The sequence below is a fragment of the Nocardioides sp. URHA0032 genome (genome assembly GCF_000620645.1).
GTDB lineage: Bacteria > Actinomycetota > Actinomycetes > Propionibacteriales > Nocardioidaceae > Nocardioides.
On the sequence record NZ_KK211161.1, the window covers coordinates 103380 to 122880 of the forward strand.

A 19501-nucleotide genomic window follows, 5' to 3' on the forward strand; every position below is an offset into this window, starting at 1 on the left:
GGCTACCGGCCTTCGGCCTCGATGAGACGGCTCCGCAGGTCTCCGATCGCGATCACCGAGGCCTCGACCAGGTTCCGCTTCATCGTGCAGTACTCCGGCAGCGGGTCCTCCGTGCCCTCCGTGTGCGACTGGTGCATGCATCCGCCGCCGCAGAGGTAGCGCGCCCAGCAGTCCCGGCACACCGGCCGGTCGTCGACCATCGTCAGCAGCGCGCTGCCCAGGTCGGTCGGCGAGGTGTCCTCGAAGATGGAGGAGTACGGCGTGCGGTAGATCCGCTGGCACTCGTAGATGCTGCCGTCGGGTGACACCGTCACCTCGCTGATCCCTGCGCCGCAACCGTAGAAGACCTTCTGGCCGCTGCAGATCTTGATGATCACCGACTTCATGTCGTCCGGCAGGAGCGACCAGCTCTCCTGGGGGTTGTGCACGAACTCGTCGTAACCGGCGTTGAACTCCGCCCAGTCCGCCTCGGTGAACCGCGCTGCCGGCGAGTCGGTCGCGACCACCTCGAACGACACCTGGTCGGCGCCGTAGGAGCGTAGGCCCTCGACGATCGCCGCCGGGTCCTTGCGCTGGCGGGTGACGACCGCCCGGAGGTTGAAGTCGGCGCCCTCCTCGCCGAGCTCGCGGATGTGGCCCTTGATGTTGTCGATCGTGCCCTTGCCGTTCTTGAAGACGCGGAAGACGTCGTGCGTGCCCTCGTCCCCGTCGACGCTGACCTGGATGGTCACCGCGTGGTCGCGCAGCCACCTGATCCGGTCGCGGACGAGGAGGGTGCCGTTCGTGATGAGGTACTTGGTCAGGGTCTTCTCGTTGTCCGTCGCCCAGGCCTCGGCCCGCTCGACGACGTGCTGGAGGATCGGCCAGTTGAGCATCGGCTCGCCACCGTACAGCTGGATGTGCGCGCTGTCCCCCTCCTGGTGCCGGAAGAACCAGTCGAGGACCTCGTCGGCGCGCTCGCGCGTCATCAGGTTCTTCTCCTGGTAGATCGGCACGTCCTTCTCGAAGCAGTAGGTGCACCCCATGTTGCAGCCGCCGGCGAGCATCACCACGAGGTGGCTGAACGGTGGTCGCCGCGGGCGTGCCGGCGGCGTCGACGAGAGCGTGCCGTTGTCGAGCAGGTCCATGGCCTCCAGGTAGGCCTGCCGCACGTCGAGCGGGTCGAAGCTCTCGGCGAGCTCGGACTCGATGACGTCCAGCGGAGCGGTTGCCGCCCGCCGCAGCACCTGCGCCAGGACCGGCCGTGGTCGCAGGATCGTGAAGTTCCGCGCATCGAACGCGTACGTCGTGCCGAGGTGCTCGAAGACGTGCACCTCGATCGGGAGGGTGAGAACCGCTGAGCTGCTGTCGGTGTGCGTCATCGTCATCCCCGAGATCGCTCCTGGGCGCCGAGCGCGGACCCAGATTTTGAGCGTGGGTCAGGGGGATGGAGCGTGTCAACGGTGCGCCGGCCCAACCACCCGGGGATGGCCCGTTCGGGCTGGCCCGGTCGGGCTGGCCCGGTCGGGCTGGCCCGTTGGGGCTGGCCCGTTGGGGTGTGCTCAGCGGTCAGGTCCATGCGCAACACCGCCGGCGCCGCGGGCGGGCCGTGCACGACGACCGACTGCGCGATGGTCGACTCGCCCGCCACGCGCACGAAGTGCCCGGGCAGTACCACGAAGTGCCCGGGCAGTACGCCGGCCGGCGCGACCGCCGGGAGGGCACATGAGCTGAGGCGGGGATGGATCCCCGGTGAGCCGGGGATCCCGTCGGTTATGGGGCATTGCAACGCCCGCCAAGCGCACGAAGTGCCCGGGCAGTACGCCGGGCAGCGAGACCGCCGGAAGTGCACACGTGCTGAGGGCGGGGATGGATCCCCGGTGAGCCGGGGATCCCGTCGGTTAGCGGGCATTGCAACGCCCGCCAAGCGCACGAAGTGCCCGGGCAGTACGTCGGCCAGTGCGACCGCCGGCAGTGCACGCCCGCCACGACGCGCACCCCGATCAGCGCCGTGGCGGGCGACAGGCGGCCACGCCGGCCTGGCCCAGGTAGCAGGCCGGTACGCCGGGATGGGTGCGCGCCGCCCGTCTGCCTCACGATCCACGTCACCGGGGAACCTGACCCGCTGAGACGGTGGGCGGGCCCCCCGCTGTGGACAGCGAGCGGGCCGCCGGGACGTCATCCGACGACGAAGTGGGCGCGCGGCGGTTCAGACGTCGGGGGCGATCGAGAGGGCCGCGAGCTTCTCCGGGTCCAGGATGATGTCGATCGAGGCGACCCGGTCGTCGGCGACGGTCAGGCCCGCGACGGCGATCACCCCGGCCGGCGTGCGCGCCACGATCCCGACGGCGCCGTTGACCAGGGCCGGCCGGCACAGCGTCGCGAACCGCGGCCCGTGCGTCGCGGTGTGGCGGGCGACGTTCGCGGCGCGGCTGGGTCGAGCCGTTGCTGACCGATCGCGACGTCCGGCGTGACATCCGGCGGCTGCTCCGCTCGGTGTTCACCGACCGCGACGTCCTCCTGGCGGCCGCCGAGCGACTCCGGGAGTTCCAGGGACCGGCGCTGGTCGTCTGGGGGACCGAGGACCGGGTGATGCCGCTGGACCACGGGCACCGGCTCGCCCAGCTGCTGCCGCACGGGACCGTGGTCGAGATCGAGGACAGCCGCACCCTTGTCCCGCTGGACCAGCCGGACCTCCTCGTGGTGGCCATCCGCGAGCTCGTCGCGTCTGCGACAGCGGGCACTCCTCCGTCCCGTCGCGAGGTGTGAGCGCGACGGCTTTCCGCGAAACGCCCACCAACTGGTCCAGACCTCTTTACCCTTCCAGCCATGAAGAGTCGGGCGCTCGCCGCCGCCGTCGCCGTCCTCGTCGCGCTCGGGCTGGCCGTGGCGCTGTCCCCGGCCGCGGAGTCGGCCGGCCCGTCGCTCGGGGCGCCGGTGGACGTGCAGACCACCGTCGTGGGCGGCCAGAAGGCGATCAGGGTGACGTGGGGTGCACCGACGGCCGGCATCCCCGCCGGCCTGGCCTACGAGGTGCTGCTGGACGGCGACACTGTCGGCACCGCTCTCGTGAAGACGTCGTTCGTGATCGACGACCCGAGCCTGGTCGTCGGGCACACCTACGAGGTCGGCGTCCGCTCGACGCTGCTGGTCAACCACAGCTCGACGACCTCGACGTACCAGCAGCTCTACGTCGCGCCGGTCACGACCGTGCAGGCCGCGAACCCGACGAACCCGCTCGCCGGCCGCGAGTGGGGTGTCTACCGCGGCCTCCAGGACCCGGCAGTGATCGGCTGGAACCAGCTCGGCCAGGCCCAGCAGGACAAGCTGGCGCCGATCGCGATGATCCACAAGGCGAAGTTCTTCGGGCGCTGGATCACCGATGGGCAGGCGGAACAGAAGACCCGCGAGTACATCGAGGACACCCAGGCCGGCGACCCGCAACGGCTGACGATCCTGACGCTGTTCCGGATGTTCCCCTGGGAGGGCGAGGCCAGCATCCTCAAGCGGCTGCCCACGGCGGCCGAGCAGGCGGCGTACAAGAAGTTCGTCAACGGCATGGCCGAGGCGATCGGCAGCAACCGGGTTGCGGTCGTGCTGCAGCCGGACGGGTTCTTCGCGTGGAAGGCCTTCCAGGTGCTGGCCCCGAAGCTCGGCAGGAAGGCCGCGCTGCTGCCCGCGCGGATGCTCTCGTGGACCTCGAAGACGCTGTCGGAGGCGGGCCCGAACGTCAGCGTGTACGTCGACATGGGCTCCGAGGACTGGGCGCTGGGCAAGGTGGCGCCGGTCGCCAAGTTCCTCAAGCTGTCCGGCGTGAAGTACGCGCGCGGCTTCTCCCTCGACGTCTCGCACAAGAACTACCTGGACCGCGAGATCCTGTTCGCCCAGCGGGTGTCCCAGGCGCTCGCCAAGATGGGCCTGCCGAACAAGCACGCGGTCATCGACACCTCCGACAACGGCCAGCCGTTCGCCGGCAAGGAGATCAACCCGCCCGGCGGCGACGGGCCCTACACCCCGCCCGGCGAGATCGACCCGTGCACGAAGAAGAACCAGGGCAACCCCTGCACCGCCCTGGGCGTCCCGCCGACCACCGACGTGGCCAACGACGCGTGGGGCCTCAAGCCGGGCGTGGCCAGGGCCGCCGCGCAGTACGTCGACGCCTACCTCTGGGTGAGCCGCCCCTGGCTGCCCGACCAGGGCGCCGGCGGCACCAAGTTCAGCCCCGACTTCGCGACGAAGCTGCTGAACACCTGGACGTTCTCGCCGTACTTCAGCTGACAGTCAGTCGAGCACGCCCGGTGCGGCGTCCTCGTCCTCGACCCACTCGTCACCGGTGTCGAAGACGTCACGCTTGCGGCGCTTGTCGTCCTTGCCCCCGCGGCCGCCGCCCCCGGACGCGGTGCCGGTTCCGCGACCGCCCGCGGCGCCCCGACTCCCGCCGGTCGTGCCGCGCCGACCTGCCGCCGAGGCGGCGCCCGACCGGCCACTGCCGGACCCGGAGCTGACCGCACCGGCACCACCGGGGCGGCCGAGCGGGCCGGTGACGCCCGTGCGTGACGTGGCGCCGATCCCGCGCACGCCGCTCGCGGCGGTGCCGGAGCTCGTGACGACCGGGGAGACCGCACCGCCGCCGAGGCCGCCGGCGGACAGGCCCGTGCCGAGCAGGCCGCCCGCGGCCCCGCCCGCCGCGGCGCCCGCGAGGCCGAGTCCGGTGCCCGCCCCGATGCTGCCGCCGGACGTGCCGCCCGTGGCGCCGAGCGTGCCGCCCGGTGTGCCGCCCGCGGCGGGGGTGCTGATCGGGCCGACCGGCCCGCCCCCCTGCGGTGCGCCGCCCGGGCCGCCGCCGGCCGGCACGTAGCCGGGTCCGGGGCCGGGGACCGGGCTGCCGGAATGGCCGGTGGTGCCGGTAGTGCCGGTGCCGGGGCTGCCGGGGCTGCCGGGGTGGTAGGTGGGGCCGTCGACGCTCCGCGGACCGCCGCCGCCACCCGAGGTGGCCGAGCCACCGGAGCCGCCGCTGGCTGCGCCACCGCTGGCGCCACCGGTCCCGCCGCCCGACGAGCCGGCGGGCTTCGGGTCGGGCTCGCCGTGGATCTGCTTCATGGTGGTGGCCGAGTGCCCGAACACGCGGTCCATCGCGTCGGCCTGCTTCTTCGCGCGGGCCTCCTGGTCGTCGTACGCCGCCTGGTAGTTGCTGTGTGCCTGCCGGTTCTGCGACTCGGCCTGGATGTCGGCGCGGGTCGGCGGGCCGACCGGTGCGTGGTACGGCGGCGGCTCGCTCAGCGGGTGGCGCGCGAGGTCGTCCTGCTCGATCTTGGCGCTGCGGATCACGTCGGCGGCGTTGCGCATGGCCTGGGCGCCCGCACCCAGCTCGGTGGACTTGTCGCTCATCGACGTCGCGGAGCGGTTGAACGCGGCGTCGACGGCCGGGCCGGTCCTGCCGCCGATCTTCTGCCTGACCTCGGGCGAGGCGGTCAGGAGCGCGGTGCCGATCTGCTGCAGGATGCCCTGGCAGTACTCCCACTCGCTCGCGTGCCGGTCGATGTCGCCGTCGTTCGCGCCGTGGAGCGCCCGGTCGAGGCGGGCTCGCTGGGGTCCGCTGGCCATCTCAGCGCCCCTCCGCCGTCGAGGCCGGCAACGTGCACGAGCTGTTGCTCTCGAAGCTCGGCGCCGCCACGCAGGACGTCGAGGTGGCGAGGCCGTTGAGCGCGCTCGCGTTCGCGGCGTCGGTGTCGCCGAGGTCGTCGACGAAGCCGGCCAGGTTGTCGCGGTATCCCCGCAGCCCGGCGGCCATCTGCAGCACCGCCTTCGCCACGTGCTGCTGCGCCACGCTGCTGTGGTGGCCGAGCTGCGCTCCCGCGTCCGAGCCCCCGAAGAGACCGGGCGAGATCGGCTTGACGTTCCCCGTCTCGAGGTCCTCGGCGCTGCCGGCGAGCATCGACCGGACGTCGGCGATCAGGTCCTCGGGGAGTCCGAGCTCCCCGAGCAGGTCCGCGGCTCCCATGCCCCCGTCGTACATCTGAACGTGTTCCTTCCCCCGAATGAAAGGCCTGTTGCGTCACCGGCCACCTGCCCCGGTCCCCCGCGATCGAAACCTCGGTCCGTTAGATTGCGTCGCACTCGTCTCGGACCCAGGAGCTCTCGGTGCGTCGAACCACGATCCCCCTCCTGCTGCTCGCGCTCGCCCTCACAGCGGGCTGCAGCAGCGACGGCGACGATCCGGGTACGGCGAGCCCGGGCTCGCCGGCCGCGCCGACGTCGACGAGCAGCTCGCAGGCGAGCTCGCCGACGGACTCCCCGTCGGACGTGGCGACGGGCATCGAGCTGTCGATGCCCAACAGCAGCGTGCGCGCCCCCGCGGACTGGACGCAGGCCAAGGACCTGACCCGCTACGAGGACGGCGCCGACAGCCCCGACAGCCTCGCCTACATCATGCTCGGCGAGATCGACGCGTTCGGCTCGGACGCCTCCGCCGAGCAGCTCGGCGAGAACCGGATCAAGGCGAACACCTACCCGAAGGCGCCGAAGGTGCTGCCGGTGAGCGAGCTCGACGGCACCGAGGCGTACCACGTGGCCGGCTTCGTGAGCCCGACCCAGTACATCGAGGAGTTCGGCACCATCGTCCGCGACCGGATCGTCACCCTGACGTTCTCCTTCAACAACAAGGTGTCGAGGTCCGAGCGCGACCAGGTCGTGTCCTCGGTGCTCCCGACCTTCGCCTGGAAGTAGCCGTCAGCGGCGGTACCGCAACGTGCCCGGGAACCACTTGTCGGTCCAGAGCTTGTCGGTGCGCACGCGGGTGCCGGAGTGCGGCGCGTGCAGCACCCACCGGTGCCCGTGGGTGAAGCCGGCGTACACACCGACGTGGTACACGCCGCCGCCGTCGTAGAAGAAGATCAGGTCGCCGCGCTTCATGTTGCTGCGCTTGATGTGCTGGGCGAAGTGCGCCTGCGCGGACGAGGTGCGCGGGATGTGCTTGAAGCCGGCCTTGCGGAACGAGTAGAACGTCAGCCCCGAGCAGTCGAAGGCGTTCGGGCCGGAGGCGCCGTAGCTGTACGGGTCGCCCTTCTGGTGCACGGCGATGCTCATCGCGCTGCCGACCCGGCGCGCCGACGGCGCGAGCGAGGCGTGCTTGTGGTGGTGGTGCGTGACGCGGTCGTTCCGGGTGGCGGCGTGGCTGTCGGCGATCGGGGCGGTCGAGAGGAGGCCGACGGCGAGGGCGCCGCTGGCGAGGGCGCGCAGCGCCAGGGAGTGGATCGTGGGCATGCGGAGGTTTCCTTCCCACGCCTGTGAGGTGAGCTGTCGGGTTCGGGCGAGAAGGTGCCCGGCCACCGGTCGGTGGCTTCACCCCGAGCGCCCGCGTGATGCTGGTGCGGCCGCGAAGGTGGGTCCCCCACTCCTGCCGTCCGTGATCGGTCCACGACCCGGGTGGCAGGATTCGGCGTGCCCGGGCCGGTGTTGCGACGTGCAACCGGTCAAGGACGGTAACCAGAGAATTCGCCCGATCACGAGTCGGTGCCGGGCCGATTCCGTGGCGCACGCCACACTCCCCGCGTGGGATCGCGGGCGAACTGGTCGAAGGTCACACAGTTACAGCGCTGTCACGCGCCCCTCGTCGAGGTGGACGACGCGGTCGGCGACCTCCCAGACCCGGGAGTCGTGGGTGGCCACGAGCACCGCGGAGCCGGCGTGCGCGGCACCGACCAGCACCGCCGCGACCTGGGCCACGTGGTCGTCGTCCTGGTGGCCGGTCGGCTCGTCGAGCACGGCCAGCCGGGGTGCGAGGACCAGCGCCCGCGCGACCGCGGTGCGCTGCTGCTCGCCGAGCGAGGTCTCCCGCACGCCGCGCCGGGTGAACGCGCCGAGGTCGAGCGCCTCGGCGAGCCGGGCGAGGGCCGCGACCGGGTCGACGCCGGCGCGGTACGCCGGCAGGCAGATGTTGTCCTCGACGCTGAGCCCGGCGAGCAGCCCGTGCTGCTGGGGCACCACCGCGACCACGGACCAGTCGGCGACGGCGTCGGCGGGCCGCCCGTCGACGGTCACGGTGCCGCGCTCGGGCGTCTCGAACCCGGCGGCCAGGTGGCACAGCGTGCTCTTCCCGGACCCGGACGGACCGGCGACGGCGACCAGCTCACCGGGGGCCGCGGCGAGGCTGACGTCGTGCAGCACCTCGACCCGGCCGGCGCCCGCGCCGTACCCGTGCGCGACCTGCTGGATGCTCAGTCCGGTGCCGGTCACAGCTCCACCTCCGGTCGGCGCAGCCGCACGTGGTCGCCGTCGGCCTCGACGACGACCCGGCGGTCGGGGAAGAGGCCGAGCATCTCCTGGGGCAGCTGGACCCGGCCGGTCGCGTCGATGACGGCCGCGGCGGTACGCCGGCCCGAGGTCTCGCTGGAGACGACGCCGTGCCGCAGCCGGAGCAACCGGTCGGCGCGGTGGGTCACGCGGTCGTCGTGGCTGCTGATCACGACCGTCGACCCTGCGGCGGCGACGGCGAGCAGCGCGTCCATGACCCGGTCGGCGTTCGCATGGTCGAGCTCGGCGGTCGGCTCGTCGGCGACGACCAGCGCCGGGGTGCCGACCAGCGCGATCGCGACCGCGAGCCGCTGCTGCTCGCCGCCGGACAACGCATCGGGCCGGTGACCGCCGCGGTCGGTCAGACCGACGGCGTCGAGGGCCTCGGCCAGGTGGCGGCGGGAGGCGCCGCGCCAGGACGCGACCTGGCGGAGCTGGTCGGTGGCGCGCAGGTGCGGGAAGACGGCGTTCGAGGCGCGCTGCGGCACGAAGCCGATCTGCCGGCGGCGCAGCCGCCGCAGCTCGCGGGTCGAGGCGACGCCGACGTCGCTGCCGAGCACGGTGAGGCGGCCGGCGCTGGGCCGGTCGCGGGCGCCGAGCAGCGTCAGGAGGCTGCTCTTGCCGCTGCCGGACGGCCCCGCGACGACCGTGAGCGCACCCGGGACGAGCTCGAGGCCGATGCCGCGCAGCGCGTGCGTCTCCCCGGTCACGGAGCGGAAGACCTTGACCAGGTCCTCGCAGGACACGGCCGTCATGGACTCAATCCCCGGCACGGAGCACCTCCGCGGCGGGGCGGCGACGGGTGAGCAGGGTCCCGACCAGCCAGGCCACCAGGACCAGGACGACGAGCACGCCGAGCAGCCAGAGCAGGTCGGCCGGCTCCGGCCGCGGGTGTGCGAGCGGCGGGATGCCGGCAGCGGCGTCGATGCTGCTCGGCATCAGCACGAGCACCGCGGCGGCGAGCAGGGCAGCGACGACGGCGGTCGCGACGGCGTACCCCACCTCCCAGGCGCGCGCCCGCGCCAGGTCGGCCGACCGGTAGCCCATCCGCCGCAGCAGCACGTCCGAGACCGTGTCGCGGTCGGACAGCCGGAGCGCGAGCACCAGTCCCCCGGCGAGCGCCAGCGCGAGCACGACACCCCCGAGCGCGAGGACGTAGCCGGCCGCCCAGGTCGAGGCGACCAGGCCGTTCTCGATCCGCGCCTGGGTGGCGGTCTCGACCACGCCCTCGCTGGCGATGCCGGCGTCGTCGAGCTGCGCGCGCAGGTCGGGCGGCGCCGCCCGGCTCCACAGGATCGACGTGAGCGCGCCGGGCAGGTCGCTGGTCGCGCCCTTCCCGCGGGGGTCGAGGTCGGGCGTGACGATCTTGAAGAGCCGCAGGCTGTCCACGACCACGGTGACGGTGCCGGGCTCGGTCTCGGAGCCGGGGAACGCCGGGACGACGCCGACGACGTACACGGGGATGGTGAGCACGGTGTCGAGGTCGATGACCGTCTTCGCGCCCGCCTCCAGGTGGGTGTCGCCGACCAGGATCACCGGCACCCCCTCCTCCTTCGTCGGCAGCCGCGGCACGAGCGCGCGGCCGGCGTCGAGGTCGCCGGAGCCACCCCAGTCCGCGACGTCGGCGAACGACCCGGAGTCGATGGCCATCAGCGGGATCCCGCTCTGGTCCGGTCCGAGGGAGACGTTGCGGCGCCAGACGATCGTCGAGCCGTCGACCGGCGGCCGCACGGCCACCGCGGAGCCCTGGCCGCGGAAGTCCTCGGCGACCTCGATCGTGGTCGCGACTCCCGCGAGGGCGGCGGTCTTGTCGGCGACGCCCTCGTCGATGCCGCGGTGGACGGTGAGCGTGTAGGCGAACAACCCGAGCGCGACCGCGACGACGGCCGACAGGGCGACGACCTCGTGCAGGACCGGCCCGGTACGCCGGGCGGCCAGCCATCGGGAGGTCCCGGGCCTCGCCCGGGTCGACCGCCGGGCCCGCAGCCAGGCGGCCGCGCGGATGACCACCATCGTCAGGGACGCGGTGACGAGGAACGGGAACGCGCTCGTCAGCGGCGTCGTCGCCCGGTCCGACGTCTCCACGGTGAGCACCGCGAAGGTGACGACCACCGTGACGACCACGAGCGCCGTGCCCCAGGGCACCGCGACCCGGCTGCGACCGAGTCGCGAGAGCCGGTCGAGCCGGTCGGTCGCCAGCGCGGAGAAGCCGGCCGTGAGCGCGATCATCACCAGCCCGATGCCGGCGCCGACGGCCGCGCGGACCAGCCCGTCCCGGGTGAAGGGCACACCCGCATCGGTGGGCGGCCCGGCCGCCACCACGCCGAGGTGGGCCAGGGCCAGGCCGGCCGGGACGGCGAGCAGGCAGGCCAGCAGCGCCTCGAGGGCGGCGAGGAGGGTGAGCTCGATCGGGCGCAGCCCGAGGCCGCTGACAAGCAGCTGCTCACGCCGGCGGCTCAGGCCGAGCAGCACCCACGCAGCGACCAGAAGCAGGCCGGCGAGCACCTGGCCGCCGAGGGCGTAGGGCCGGACCTGCTCGCGCGCCGAGGTCGCGGTCGCGTCGGCGGCGCCGGCGATGGTCGGCAGCCCGCTGATCACGTCGAGCGTCGCCGGGGCCGGCTTGGCGCCCGCCAGCTGGGCGGACATCTCCGTGCTGCCGTCGAACGCCGCGTCGCCGTACGCCGCCGAGGCCGCCACCGCCGCGGTCGCCTCCTCCGGGGTGACGTCGGGGTCGAGCAGCAGGTCGGCGACGTAGAACGGCTTCTCCCGCACCTTCGGGGCGAGGTGGTCGAAGGTCGCGCGGCTCACGATCGCCAGCGGGGTGACCAGCGAGGGGTTGACCGGGTCCTGCGGGAGGAACCAGCGGTCGGCGCCGGGCAGGCCCGCGAGCTGCGTCGGCAGGGCGGAGCCGGGTGCGGTGTCGTAGGTGCCGGCCAGCACGGTCTCCCGGAGCGCGCGGCTGTCGCCCAGGAAGACCTGCACCATCCCGACCTTCAGCGGGTCGCCGACCCGGAGCCCGAGGGCGGCAGCGGTGTCGCTCGACAGCCAGACGCCGTCGGTGTCGTCGTCGCCCCCCAGGGCCGGGATCGCGCCGTCGTGGTACCAGAGCACGGCCGGGGCCGTCGCGCCGTTCGCGACCGCGACCGGCTTGGTGGACTGGCTCTGCCCGACGCCGAGAGCGGTCACCGTCGGGTCGCCGTACGCCGGCAGCGCGGCGAGCGGGTCGAGCAGCGGGTCGAGGTCCTGGACCACCCCGTCCCAGGTCACCCGGAGGTCGCCGGACTGGTCGCCGAACGGCCCGCCGGCGCTGGCCCGGAGCCCGTCCGCCAGCGCGGTCGACCGGGCCGTCTCGACGAACAGGCTCGGCGCGCCCACCGACGCGACGAAGAGTGTGACCGCGACCAGGACCAGCGCTCCCCAGCCCGGCATCCGGGCCAGCCGGAGCGGGGCCGCCCGCCACAGCGCGTGGGCGGCGGGGCGGGTCACGCGGTCACACTACGACCGTGGGAGCGCTTCCACCATCGACTTCGGCCACCAGGTCCGCGATCGAGTCGACGACCCGGGTCGGGCGGTACGGAAACGTCTCGACCTGCTCGGGGCGGGTCGAGCCGGTGGTGACCAGCACGGTCCGCAGCCCGGCCTCGAGGCCGCTGATGATGTCGGTGTCCATCCGGTCGCCGATCATCACGGTCGTCTCGGAGTGCGCCTCGAGCCGGTTCAGGGCGCTGCGCATCATCAGCGGGTTCGGCTTGCCGATGAAGTACGGCGTCCGCCCGGTCGCGGTGCTGATCAGGGCCGCGACGGACCCGGTGGCGGGCAGCAGGCCGTGCTGGCTCGGGCCGCTGGGGTCGGGGTTGGTGGCGATGAAGCGGGCGCCGGCGCTGACCAACCGGATGGCGCGGGTGATCGCCTCGAACGAGTAGGTCCGAGTCTCCCCCAGCACGACGTAGTCCGGGTCGCGGTCGGTCATGACGTACCCGATGTCGTGCAGCGCCGTGGTCAGGCCGGCCTCGCCGACGACGTACGCCGTGCCGTGCGGGCGCTGCTCGGAGAGGAACTGGGCGGTGGCCAGCGCCGAGGTCCAGATCGCCTCCTCCGGCACGTCGATGCCGCTGCCGAGCAGTCGCGCGCGGAGGTCGCGCGGGGTGAAGATCGAATTGTTGGTGAGGACCAGGAACTGCTTGCCGGACGCCTTCAGCGCCTCGATGAACTCCTGGGCCCCGGCGATCGGGACCTCCTCGTGCACGAGCACGCCGTCCATGTCGGTCAGCCAGGTCTCCACGGGACGCGAGGTCATGGCCGTCATCATGTCAGCGGCCGACCTCAGCGACCGACCTCAGCGACGGGGCAGCAGGACCTCGATGCCGTCGGCGGGGTGCTCGCCGGTGACCCGGCCGCCCAGCGCCTCGACCACCGAGCGGGCCTGCGCGATCCGGTCGAGGGGCTCGCCGTGGTGATCGTTCTCGTGCGCGCGGCCCTCGGACTCCACCCGGATCCGGAGCTGGCCGCCCTCCTCGCCGAAGAACACGAGGCGGACCGGCCCGGAGCCCCGGCGTACGACGTCGGCGAGCAGCAGGTCGGTGACGTGCTCCACCGGGCCGGGCGTGTAGGTGAGCGCGAGGTTGCCCTCGGCGGCCGCGGTGAGGGTGCGGCTGCGCACCCCGAGCCGGTCCGCCCAGCGCTGGGCGAGCTGGGTGGCGAGGTCGACGAGCGGGAGCTCGGAGCCGGCGACGAGGCTGCCCCTGCGGGACAGCTCGACCAGCTCACCGGCCACGGCGCTGACCTCGTCGACCGCCGCGAGGCTGCGGGCCGCGGCCTCCTTGACGTCCCCACGGACGTCGTCGCGCAGGGTGAGGTCCTCGAGCTCGAGCCGGAGCCCCGTGAGCGGGGTCTTGAGCACGTGCGAGGCGTGCTCGGCGAAGTCCCGCTCGCGGTGGACCCGGTCCTCGAGCTGCAGCGCGCTGGTGCGCAGGGCCGTGGAGATCGCCGCCGCCTCCGGGATCCTGGTCTTCGGCAGCTCGAGGTCGTAGCGGCCACGGCCGAGGTTGCCGGCGGCCACGGCGAGCCGCTGGAACGGCGAGGACAGCGCCGAGGCGATGACGAAGCCGACGATGCCGGCGACGACGGCGATGAGCAGGAACAGCGCCGCGATCGAGCCGACGTCGCGGCCGACGATCTCCTGGATGACCTGGTCGGACTGGCTCAGCGTCACGGTGCCGGCGTCGATGGTGTCGGCGGCCCTCAGGTCGTTGGTGGGGTCGTCGTCGCCGTCGTACTCCTTGCCGTCCGCGACCAGGGTCCGGCCCTTGCCCGGGTCGAACTCGAGCCGGCTCCGGTCGCTCACGACGGAGTCGAGGAACTGCTGGTCGATGCTGCCGCCCGCCTCGACGCGGTCCTGGGCGATGGCCGCGATCAGCTCGACCTCCTGGCGCAGGTGTGCGGACTCCTGCTCACGGATCAGGTCCCGGAGGACGTAGGAGCGCACCAGCCCGGCACCGAACAGCAGCACGACGGTGAGGACGACGAAGGCGACGGTGAGGCGTTCACGCATCCGGTGTGCCGCCCTCGAGGCGGAAACCCACACCCCGAACGGCCACGACCCGATCCGTCACACCCACGCTCTCGAGCTTCTGGCGCAACCGACCGATCGTGACGTCGAGCGTCTTGGTCGAGCCGTACCAGTTCTCGTCCCACACGTCGGCCATCAGCCGACCGCGGGAGACCACCTTGTCCCGGTTGGCGGCGAGGATGTTCAGCACCTCGAACTCCTTGCCGGTCAACGGGACCTCCTCGGCGCCGGCGTAGACGCGCCGCGCGTCCACGTCGATGCGGAGCCCGTCGGGCTCAACGGCCTCGGTGGCCGCCGAGGTGGAGGAGGTACGGCGCAACAGGGCGCGCACACGCGCCTGCAGCTCGGCCAGGCCGAACGGCTTGGCCAGGTAGTCGTCGGCCCCGTAGTCGAGCCCGACCACGCGGTCGAGCTCGCCGGCTCGGGCGGTGACGATCATGATCGCCCCCTCGAAGCCGGCCTCGCGGGCCCGTCGACACACCTCGAGCCCGTCGATGTCGGGCAGCCCGAGGTCGAGGATCACCACGTCCGGGGCGGTCGACATGGAGTCCAGGGCCTGCTGGCCGCTGTCCACCCAGGACACGTCGTACCCCTCCCGCTCCAGCGTGCGGACCAGGGGGAACGCGATGTCCTCCTCGTCCTCCACGACCAGAACTCGTTGCGCCATGGGTGTGAGCATAGGGGTCACCGACCCGCGCTCGTGGGCACTCCTCATCGTTCGATCCCCGCACCCACTCCCACCGGGGTCGGCGGGGTCCGCTGCGAACGCCGGACGTTGGTGACGAGGAGCAGCACCAGGGCGCCGGCGCTGCCGACGAGCAGCAACCAGAGGACCGGGTCGGCGAGCACCAGGTAGGCGTAGCCGACCCATGGAGCGGTGAGGACCACGCGAGGTACGGCGTTCCCGCCCAGCTCGAGCCGCCACGGGTCGGGCGTCGCGCTCGCGTCGCCCTGGGTGACGATGCCGTCGGCGTCGCGCGCGACGATCCGGTGCGTGACCATGCCGTCGACGCCGGCGGACGCCGGCGGGCGGTAGGTGATGACGTCGCCGACCCGCAGGTCGTCCACGGGGACGCGCCGCTCGAAGACGACCGAGCCGCGCGGGATGCTGTCGGCCCGATCGCCGTCCATCGAGTCGCCGGTCATCACGTAGCGCTGGAGACCGAGACCGATCGGCAGCAGCACGAGAGCCGTGACCGGGCCCAGGATCACCACGAGCGCGAGGAGTCGCCCCCACGGCGTCGACGCCGGGCGGTGCGGGGAGGTCGCGATCTCCATGGGCGGGTGGTCTTTCCGAGAAGGCTTCCGAGCCAGGGCTCCGAGCCGCTCTTGTGTTGTATGGGTCCGGACGGCCGCCCGGCGCTCCCCCCAACAGCGCCGGACGAACCCGTCCGAGGTGACCGTTCCTGCTGGCGGGCGTCCGCGCTCCCCCCAGGTGCGCGGTGCCCGCCCTCAGGTCCTCGAGCTCACGGTTCGGCGTTGACCCACGAGTACGCAGCCTTCGCAGGCTCGCCCTGGTTGGCGAACGGTGCGTCGTCCGGGAGCGACACGGTGAAGGTGAAGGTGCTCGAGCCCCCCGGTTCGAGCGTTCCCACGTCCTGCGCCTGGTCGCTCATCGCGGCGAAGTCACCGCTGTAGAGCTGCGTTCCGTCCTGGTCGATGACCAGGTCGAGCTCGCCATCCGCGAAGGACGACGGGTCTCCGGTCTCCGAGAAGAAGAGCTTCGAGGCGAGCCCACCCGAGTTGCGGATGGTCACGCTCCGAGACACGGACTCCCCGGGCTCGATCTTGCTGATGGTCAGCGTCGCTCCCTGGTTGTCGTCGGCCAGCAGCCGGATCCCGGAGGATCCCTCGCTGGCGCTCGTCCACGGGACGCCGAGAACCATCGCCAGCAGGCCGGCGCCGACAACGCTGCCTACAGGGAGCAACAGCTTCCTGGCCGTGGTGGCAACAGTAGTCGTGGTCATCAGCATCCCCCCGGTGCTTCAGGTGGTACGACTAGAAGGTAGGACCGGCGTTGCCACGACTGATCCACACGTCGTCCAAGGAACTCCCACCGTTGGGTAACAGATCGCCGTCGCAGCCCCGGCGCGCCGGCTCAGGAGAACAGGTCGCCGTGCTCCCGGATCCGCTCGAGGACCTCCTCGAAGCGGAACTGCTCGAGGTCGAGCGCGTCCTCCGCGCCCGCCTCGACCTCGGCCCAGCTGACCGGCGTCGCGACCGTCGGGACCTCGCGTCCGCGGAGCGAGTACGGCGAGATCGTGGTCTTCGAGCCGGCGTTCTGGGACCAGTCCAGGAACACCTTGCCGGTACGGCGCGCCTTCGTCATGGTCGCGGTCACCAGCTTCGGGTGCTCGCCCTGCAGCGCCTCGGCGACCTCCTTCGCGAGGGCCGTCGACTCGTCGGGCGGCAGCCGCTTCGGCAGGTCGGCGTACAGGTGCAGGCCCTTGGACCCGCTCGTCACCGGCCGGGCCACCAGGTCGCGCTCGGCGAGCCGGTCGCGGACGAGGAGGGCGACCTGGCAGCACTCGTGCAGGCCCGCGGGCTCGCCCGGGTCGAGGTCGATGACGACGCGGTCGGCGCCGCGCGGGCGGTCCTTGCCGTCGACGGTCCACTGGTGCACGTGCAGCTCGAGGGCGGCGAGGTTGACCAGCCAGGTGAGCGTCGCGAGGTCGTCGACGATCGGGAACACCAGGGTGTCGGAGCTGCTGGCTGCCCGGCTCCCGGTGGTGGGGACCTTCGCGGTGTGCACCCACGACGGGGTGCCGCCCGGGACGTTCTTCTCGAAGAAGCTCTTGTCCTGGACGCCGTGCGGCCACCGGATCCTGGTGACGCAGCGGCCCGAGAGGTGCGGCAGCAGCACAGGGGCGACCTGGGCGTAGTAGCTGAGCACCTCGCCCTTCGTCGTACCGGTCCGCGGGTAGAGCACCTTGTGCAGGTTGCTGATCGTGAGCGTGCGGCCCTCGACGTCGACCCGCACCTCCTCCTTCTGCGGTGGGTCCTGGGCCGCCATCAGCGTGCGATCCCGATCACCGGGCGTCGCGCGGGGTCGAGGCGGAACATCAGCGCCCGGATGAACCAGCGCGGCGCGCTCACGCAGCCGGCGGTCGCCCCGGAGCCGTTGACGTGCAAGAAGATGCCGGCCCCGCGGTGGCGGACCTGGCGGAGGTTGAAGCTGGTGACGATCGACCACTCGTACTGCTGCGGGAAGTCGAGCAGCCGCTCGGAGGCGTTCGGGTCGCTGGCCGGGAGCCGCCAGCGGAAGCCGCCCTCGGCCCGGTTGCGGTACCGGTTGTAGAAGGCGCTCCCGTTGTCCTCGACCCAGTAGTCGCCGCGCCGGACCTTGCGGTACCGCAGGTCCCACGCCGGGTCCTGCCGGTGCATGCCGAACGCCCAGGGCAGGTCGTAGGTGCCGAGCGGGGTCGTGCCCGTCCCCTGGTGCCGGTGGCGACCGGGCACGAGGCCGCCGTACCCGATGCGGCCGTCGGTGGCCCGGAGCTCCTGCTGCCAGCGGCCGTCGCGCCGCACCCACCACGTGACCCGCGCGCGGTAGCCGGACGTGTGGTTGACGGTGACCACCTGCGTGGTGCCGTCGCGGAGCCGGACGTCGACGCCGTCGAGGCGGACGTGCCGGGGTGTCGTGGCGTGCGCGGGCGTCGGCGTCGCGAGCGCGGCCGCCAAGAGGAGCGGGACGAGCAACCGCTTCACAGGTCCTCCGGGTCGAGGTCGGGACGGACGCCCTGGAACGAGGGCTGGCGCAGGCGTTCGTACCCACGCCCGTGGGTGTCGATGTCGACGACCAGGACCGGGTCGACCCAGTGGGTGCCGCGCGCGTCGACGGCCGGCACCTCGTCGGCGAACGGGCTGTCGCGGCGGTCGAGACCCTCGACGAGCGCGGCCAGTGCCCGGCTCTGCCTCGCGCCGATCCCGCTGCCCACCCGGCCACGGTAGAGGAGGCCGTCCGCGGTCTGCTCGCCGACGAGCAGCGCGGCCAGCCGGTCGGTCGTGCCCTCCTGCGGGCGCCAGCCGCCCACCACGTAGGAGAGCCGGTGGCGGTGGGCGAGCTTCTGCCAGTGCGGGCTGCGCTCGCCGAAGCGGTACGTCGAGGTCCGCCGCTTGCTGACCACACCCTCCAGCCCCTGCTGGAATGTGGCCTCGAACAGCATCGCCCCGTCGTCGTACTCCGGCGGGACCTGCCAGGAGCCGTCGATCTGGAGCTCCGCCAGTAGCCGCCGCCTGGTCTCCAGCGGCTCCCCGGTGAGGTCGCGGCCGTCGAGGCGGAGCAGGTCGAAGACCATGTAGATCGCGGGGACCCGGTGCGCGAGGCGCTCGGCGGCGGCGGCCTTCCGGACGTGCATCCGCTCCTGGAGCGTGCGGAAGTCCGGCAGGCCGCGGTCGTTGAGCGCGATGATCTCGCCGTCGACGAGCAGGTCCCGCCCGTCGTACGGACTGGTGGCGAGCTCGGGCCAGGCGATCGTGATCGCGTTCTCGTTGCGGCTGGTCATCCGCAGCGTGCCGTCGCGGACGTCGGTGAGGGCGCGGACGCCGTCCCACTTCACCTCGTGCATCCAGGTGTCTCCTACGGGCACGGTGCGGCCGTGGGTGGCGAGCATCGGACGCATGCGCCCCATCATGCCCTCGTGCCACACTGACCGGTATGCGAGCCATCTGGAAGGGTGCGGTGTCGTTCGGGCTGGTCAGCGTGCCGGTGAAGCTCTACGCGGCCACCGAGTCGCACGACGTCTCGTTCCGGCAGGTGCACGCGAAGGACGGCGGCCGGATCAAGTACCAGCGGGTCTGCTCGGTCGACGGCGAGGAGGTCGCGTACGCCGACATCGCCAAGGGCTACGAGACCGAGGACGGCGAGATGGTCATCCTCACCGACGACGACCTGGCCGAGCTGCCGTCGACGTCGTCGCGCGAGATCGCGGTCGAGAAGTTCGTGCCGTCGGAGCAGATCGACCCGATGCTGTTCGAGAAGTCCTACTACCTCGAGCCCGAGAAGACCGGCGCCAAGCCCTACGCCCTGCTCCGCCAGGCGCTGCTCGACGCGGACCGGATGGCCGTGGTCACCGTCGCGCTGCGGCAGCGGACCACGGTCGGCGTGCTCCGGGTGAAGGACGACGTGATCGTGCTCCAGACGATGATGTGGCCCGATGAGGTCCGCACCCCCGACTTCTCCGTCGAGACCGGCGACGTGAAGCCGCAGGAGGTCAAGATGGCGAACATGCTCGTCGAGACCCTCGCCGGCGACTTCGACCCGGCGGAGTTCGAGGACGACTACGCCGAGGCCGTCGAGGCGCTCGTGAAGACCAAGATCGAGGGCGGCGAGGTCAAGCGGACCGCCACCTCCACGAAGTCCTCCGGGGAGGTCGTCGACCTGCTCGCGGCGCTGCAGCGCTCGGTCGACGCGGCGAAGACCGCGCGCGGCGAGGAGCCGGACAGCTCGGCCGAGGAGAAGCCGGCGGCGAAGAAGTCGGCCAAGAAGGCCCCGGCGAAGAAGGCTGCCGCGAAGAAGACCGCGAAGAAGTCGACCACGAAGAAGGCCGCGGCCAAGAAGGCCAGCTGACGCCTGGTGCCGGCCGCCGCGCGACGAGACCGCGCGACCCGGCCTGTCGAAACCAGCACGGATGATCCGACGTGTGGGTGACCGCAGCACCC

At 72.6% G+C, this 19501-nt stretch carries 20 protein-coding genes and 1 riboswitch; of the genes, 4 read left to right on the plus strand and 16 right to left on the minus strand.

Features of this window, described 5'->3' with window-relative positions; genetic code table 11:
- Positions 1 to 2 precede the first annotated feature (2 nt).
- Together N538_RS0121670 and N538_RS29580 are read right to left on the minus strand one after the other, a co-directional pair.
- Entirely contained in the window at positions 3 to 1367 is a 1365-nt protein-coding gene (locus tag N538_RS0121670) for a radical SAM/SPASM domain-containing protein (RefSeq protein ID WP_028639026.1), read from the minus strand.
- An 821-nt stretch (positions 1368 to 2188) separates the two neighbouring features.
- The gene (locus N538_RS29580) at positions 2189 to 2317 is read right to left on the minus strand and encodes a hypothetical protein (RefSeq protein ID WP_269320368.1); all 129 of its coding nucleotides are present in this window, start codon (positions 2315 to 2317) and stop codon (positions 2189 to 2191) included.
- Between the two features lie 107 nt (positions 2318 to 2424).
- Here N538_RS29580 and N538_RS0121680 point away from each other — a divergent pair, with 107 nt between their 5' ends.
- Entirely contained in the window at positions 2425 to 2748 is a 324-nt protein-coding gene (locus N538_RS0121680; RefSeq protein ID WP_028639027.1) for an alpha/beta fold hydrolase, read from the plus strand.
- A 60-nt stretch (positions 2749 to 2808) separates the two neighbouring features.
- Positions 2809 to 4257: a glycoside hydrolase family 6 protein gene (locus N538_RS0121685; RefSeq protein ID WP_028639028.1), complete on the plus strand. Its 1449-nt coding sequence runs from the start codon at positions 2809 to 2811 to the stop codon at positions 4255 to 4257.
- 3 nt (positions 4258 to 4260) lie between these two features.
- On the opposite strand, the gene N538_RS26755 is transcribed toward N538_RS0121685, so the two are convergent.
- The gene (locus N538_RS26755; RefSeq protein WP_036571728.1) at positions 4261 to 5583 is read right to left on the minus strand and encodes a hypothetical protein; all 1323 of its coding nucleotides are present in this window, start codon (positions 5581 to 5583) and stop codon (positions 4261 to 4263) included.
- Between the two features lies 1 nt (position 5584).
- The gene (locus N538_RS0121695) at positions 5585 to 5980 is read right to left on the minus strand and encodes a hypothetical protein (RefSeq protein ID WP_155992379.1); all 396 of its coding nucleotides are present in this window, start codon (positions 5978 to 5980) and stop codon (positions 5585 to 5587) included.
- A gap of 140 nt (positions 5981 to 6120) precedes the next feature.
- On the opposite strand from N538_RS0121695, the gene N538_RS0121700 reads away from it, so the two are divergent.
- A complete protein-coding gene (locus tag N538_RS0121700) occupies positions 6121 to 6705 on the plus strand; it encodes a hypothetical protein (RefSeq protein WP_028639030.1) in 585 nt (194 codons plus the stop codon).
- Between the two features lie 3 nt (positions 6706 to 6708).
- On the opposite strand, the gene N538_RS0121705 is transcribed toward N538_RS0121700, so the two are convergent.
- The 12 genes from N538_RS0121705 to ligD (N538_RS0121760) all read right to left on the minus strand — a co-directional run bounded on the left by N538_RS0121705 (position 6709) and on the right by ligD (N538_RS0121760) (position 18462).
- Positions 6709 to 7242, minus strand: coding sequence for a C40 family peptidase (locus tag N538_RS0121705; RefSeq protein WP_028639031.1), 534 nt, complete (start codon positions 7240 to 7242; stop codon positions 6709 to 6711).
- Positions 7243 to 7245: 3 nt separating this feature from the next.
- A riboswitch (cyclic di-AMP (ydaO/yuaA leader) is annotated at positions 7246 to 7430 on the minus strand.
- A 136-nt stretch (positions 7431 to 7566) separates the two neighbouring features.
- Positions 7567 to 8214 (minus strand): ABC transporter ATP-binding protein, encoded by a 648-nt coding sequence (locus tag N538_RS0121710; RefSeq protein ID WP_081790649.1) that lies wholly within the window; start codon positions 8212 to 8214, stop codon positions 7567 to 7569.
- Positions 8211 to 9026 (minus strand): ABC transporter ATP-binding protein, encoded by an 816-nt coding sequence (locus N538_RS26760; RefSeq protein ID WP_051549529.1) that lies wholly within the window; start codon positions 9024 to 9026, stop codon positions 8211 to 8213. The genes N538_RS0121710 and N538_RS26760 overlap by 4 nt, the downstream gene beginning before the upstream one ends.
- A 4-nt stretch (positions 9027 to 9030) precedes the next feature.
- Positions 9031 to 11757 carry a hypothetical protein gene (locus N538_RS0121720; protein ID WP_028639033.1) on the minus strand — a complete coding sequence of 909 codons (2727 nt, stop codon included), beginning with the start codon at positions 11755 to 11757 and terminating at the stop codon, positions 9031 to 9033.
- A gap of 4 nt (positions 11758 to 11761) precedes the next feature.
- The gene (locus N538_RS0121725) at positions 11762 to 12577 is read right to left on the minus strand and encodes an HAD-IIA family hydrolase (RefSeq protein ID WP_028639034.1); all 816 of its coding nucleotides are present in this window, start codon (positions 12575 to 12577) and stop codon (positions 11762 to 11764) included.
- Positions 12578 to 12607: 30 nt separating this feature from the next.
- Positions 12608 to 13822 carry a sensor histidine kinase gene (locus tag N538_RS0121730; RefSeq protein WP_028639035.1) on the minus strand — a complete coding sequence of 405 codons (1215 nt, stop codon included), beginning with the start codon at positions 13820 to 13822 and terminating at the stop codon, positions 12608 to 12610.
- The gene (locus tag N538_RS0121735; protein ID WP_036571732.1) at positions 13815 to 14507 is read right to left on the minus strand and encodes a response regulator transcription factor; all 693 of its coding nucleotides are present in this window, start codon (positions 14505 to 14507) and stop codon (positions 13815 to 13817) included. The genes N538_RS0121730 and N538_RS0121735 overlap by 8 nt, the downstream gene beginning before the upstream one ends.
- Positions 14508 to 14551: 44 nt before the next feature.
- Positions 14552 to 15118, minus strand: a complete 567-nt coding sequence (locus N538_RS26765; protein WP_051549530.1) for a S26 family signal peptidase — start codon at positions 15116 to 15118, stop codon at positions 14552 to 14554.
- Between the two features lie 188 nt (positions 15119 to 15306).
- Positions 15307 to 15807, minus strand: coding sequence for a hypothetical protein (locus tag N538_RS0121745; RefSeq protein WP_155992381.1), 501 nt, complete (start codon positions 15805 to 15807; stop codon positions 15307 to 15309).
- A 131-nt stretch (positions 15808 to 15938) separates the two neighbouring features.
- Positions 15939 to 16853, minus strand: coding sequence for a non-homologous end-joining DNA ligase (gene ligD / locus N538_RS0121750; protein WP_036571733.1), 915 nt, complete (start codon positions 16851 to 16853; stop codon positions 15939 to 15941).
- Positions 16853 to 17548 (minus strand): L,D-transpeptidase family protein, encoded by a 696-nt coding sequence (locus N538_RS0121755; RefSeq protein WP_028639039.1) that lies wholly within the window; start codon positions 17546 to 17548, stop codon positions 16853 to 16855. Before N538_RS0121755 ends, ligD (N538_RS0121750) begins: the two co-directional genes overlap by 1 nt.
- Entirely contained in the window at positions 17545 to 18462 is a 918-nt protein-coding gene (gene ligD, locus N538_RS0121760; protein ID WP_028639040.1) for a non-homologous end-joining DNA ligase, read from the minus strand. Before ligD (N538_RS0121760) ends, N538_RS0121755 begins: the two co-directional genes overlap by 4 nt.
- Before the next feature lie 35 nt (positions 18463 to 18497).
- Here ligD (N538_RS0121760) and ku point away from each other — a divergent pair, with 35 nt between their 5' ends.
- Positions 18498 to 19409 carry a non-homologous end joining protein Ku gene (gene ku / locus N538_RS0121765; protein WP_028639041.1) on the plus strand — a complete coding sequence of 304 codons (912 nt, stop codon included), beginning with the start codon at positions 18498 to 18500 and terminating at the stop codon, positions 19407 to 19409.
- Positions 19410 to 19501 lie beyond the last annotated feature (92 nt).